The following is an 892-nucleotide window of genomic DNA, read 5'->3' on the forward strand; positions in this document are numbered from 1 at the left end:
GGGCGGGGTCGAGGGGGAGCATCAGGCAGCGGGCTTCGGCCGTGGGCGCAGAGGCTTGCGACTGGGCAACGGCCGGGCCGGCGAGGCGCAGCACACAGGCAATTATTCCCAACCACCTGTTCAAGCTCAAGGGGCGGGTGCTGAAATTACGTAACGGAAATGGCATAGACGGCAGCAAAACGACTTCTGCCCAAGATACGGCAAGCAGGTGGGTCTGCGTTGGCCCGCCGGGGCTTAATGACCCAACTTTTAGTTGTGATGCCGCTGCAGGCGGTAGGCCCGGTAATCGCGCCAGATGGCGCCCACGAAGAGGTTGAGGCGGTAGCTGAAATACAGCCCGTCGAAATCCTCCTTGTAGTCAATCTCAAATACCGACTTACGGTAGCCTACGCTTCCGCTCACGCCCGCCCAGCGCAGGGGCTTTAGCAGCACGTTCAGGCCGGCCTCGACGGGGAAGAACAGGCCTTTGGTGTCGGTTTTCACCTGGTCGTTCTGGTTGGTTTCGGTGTAGTGGCTGCGGCCCAGGCCAAACCCGAGCGGCAGGCTGATTTCGAGCCAGCGGCGCTGCAGAAACACGTAGCTCACGTTGGGCGTGAAGTAGGTGAGGTCGAGGTGGGGCGTGAGGGTATCGACGATTTTTTTGGTGCGCTTGCCGTTCTTCACCTGGTACACGTACAGGTCGTTGTAGCTACGGCCGAGGGTGTAGCCGCCCACACCCAGGCGCCAGCGCCGGTTGGGCAGCACAATGCCCGCATTGAGCCCAATGATGTGCACGGCCGAAGCCTGTACGAACGACTGCCGGTTGTCGAGCGACAGCACGAAGCCCACCCGCCGCCGCACCGTCGGCACCACCCGGCGCATGGCCGTATCGGGCGGCAGGGCCGGGGTCGCC

1 protein-coding gene is annotated in these 892 nt (G+C 63.1%); it reads right to left on the reverse strand.

Translation table 11 applies throughout. The annotated features are described in order from the left end of the window. Positions 1-249 precede the first annotated feature (249 nt). Positions 250-892 (reverse strand): hypothetical protein (locus ACYVDE_RS24530; protein WP_460504137.1); only part of this gene is annotated, 643 nt, incomplete at its 5' end.

The organism is Hymenobacter agri, assembly GCF_054778495.1.